This window comes from Bacillus gaemokensis (assembly GCF_001590835.1).
In the GTDB taxonomy this organism is placed as follows: Bacteria; Bacillota; Bacilli; order Bacillales; family Bacillaceae_G; genus Bacillus_A; species Bacillus_A gaemokensis.
The window spans coordinates 1-2,180 of sequence record NZ_LTAQ01000053.1; the positions used below are offsets into that span (position 1 = coordinate 1).

Consider the following 2,180-nt stretch of genomic DNA (forward strand, 5'->3'; position numbering starts at 1 on the left):
AGTTAGAGCTACCGATCGATTATGAGAGACCATCGGTACGAAGCTACGAGGGAGACATAGTAGAATTTACAATTGACAAACAAATTAGTGACGGATTAACAGAGATAGAAAAACAAACAGGAGCGACATTGTATATGGTCTTATTAGCGGCATATACAACACTATTAGCAAAATATAGTGGTCAAGAGGATATTATTGTAGGGACTTCTATCGCAGGAAGAACTCATGCTGATTTAGAGCCAATCATTGGAATGTTTGTTAATACGTTAGCGATACGAAATTATCCAGCGGGAGACAAAACGTTCTATACGTATGTTCAGGAAGTGAAAGAAACAATGTTGAATGCGTATGAGAATCAGGATTATCCTTTTGAAGAGCTGGTTCAAAAAGTAAATATAAAAAGAGATATGAGCCGTAACCCACTATTTGATACAATGTTAGTTTTACAAAATACAGAAGAAACAGAGCTTCAAATAGAAAATTTAGTATTTAAACCTTATATTCGAGATCATACGATAGCTAAGTTTGATTTAACATTGTTTGTAAATCTTGATGGTGAACAACTCAAATGTAGTTTTGAATTCTGTGAGAAATTATTTGAAAAGAGCAGAATTAATGAATTATCAAAAGATTTCTTGATAGTTTTATCAGAAGTTGTTAAAAACCAAAATGTTCAATTACGCAATGTCAAATTAAGCGAAAAAGCAATAAAAAGTGAAAGTTCTATCCGAGAAATTGAACTGAATTTTNGGAAGTTGTTAAAAACCAAAATGTTCAATTACGCAATGTCAAATTAAGCGAAAAAGCAATAAAAAGTGAAAGTTCTATCCGAGAAATTGAACTGAATTTTTGATGTATTTTCCAAATTAAAGAGTGTGTAAATATACAGCACACTCTTTAATTGAAATTGATGTTAGTTTCAAGAATGTAAGTATGAATATATAAATTTGTATATGGTAGATAACAGATTAACCATATACTATTAAAGTCTGGGGTGCTATAAATGTCAGAATTTAAACAACAAGAATTATTCTGGGAAAAATTATTCAGTGTTGAAGATAGTCTCACTACATTTCCTTACTATAGCCATACAAAAAAAAGATTAAGTGAGAGTACGGTTTATAATCAGAAGTTTATCGATAGTACTCTATCATCTGATGTATCAAAAAGAATTATGAACATGTCTAATCGATCTCATATGGCGATATATATGATTTTATTAGCTGGAGTGGAATGCTTATTACATAAATATACCTATGAGCAAGATATGATTTTAGGGGTCCCAGCAATTGAGTTAGACAAAGATCAAACTTATTCTAGTAAATTTTTAATATTAAAAAATAATATAACTCCTAAAAGTTCATTTAAATCTTTGTTTAATCAAATCAAGTTATCTATAAGCGAAAGTATTGAACACCAAGGGTTACCTTTTAGAAAAATGGTTCAAAATCTGAATTTACAATATGATTCAAACAATTTACCTGTTATAAATACCATGGTTTCTTTACAGGAACTTCATTCTTTTAATTATAATGATTCGGTAGTATCAGATACTATATTTCACTTTGAATTGGGAGAAGAAGATTCAATAAATTTAAAGCTAGCATACAATGAAAATTATTATGATAAAGATTATATAGTTCAATTAATAGAGAATTTAAATTATATCTTTTCTGTTATTTTATACCAACCTGAACTTGAAATAGACAAATTTGAAACTGTAGCAGAAATTAAAAAGAATAAACTTTTATTTGAATTTAATGATACAGCTGTTGAATATCCACATGAAAAGACAGTATATCAACTGTTTGAAGAACAGGTAGAACGTACACCAGATCATCTTGCGGTTGTATTCGAGGATCAGCAGTTAACGTACTGTGAGCTGAATGAACGAGCGAATCAGCTGGCACGAACGCTAAGGAAAGAAGGCGTACAGGCGGATCGATTAGTCGGAATTATTGCTAAACATAGTCTGGAGATGGTCGTAGGGATTCTAGCTGTTAGTAAGGCAGGAGGGGCTTATGTACCAATTGATCCACAATATCCGGAAGAACGTATCCAATATATGTTGGAGGATTCGAAAGCGCGTATTGTATTAGTGAACGGTGATGTACATCCACCACTTTCTTATGACGGAGTTATTATTTCGCTGAGCGAGTCACAATCCTACGATAAACAAA

General features: G+C 31.6%; 2 protein-coding genes. Both read left to right on the top strand.

Translation table 11 applies throughout. The annotated features are described in order from the left end of the window. The first annotated feature begins 56 nt into the window (after positions 1-56). Positions 57-797 carry a condensation domain-containing protein gene (locus AZF08_RS23130; protein WP_456061913.1) on the top strand — a complete coding sequence of 247 codons (741 nt, stop codon included), beginning with the start codon at positions 57-59 and terminating at the stop codon, positions 795-797. A 206-nt stretch (positions 798-1,003) separates the two neighbouring features. Beyond that, positions 1,004-2,180: AMP-binding protein (locus AZF08_RS23135; RefSeq protein WP_153019581.1), on the top strand; the 1,177-nt coding region annotated here is incomplete at its 3' end.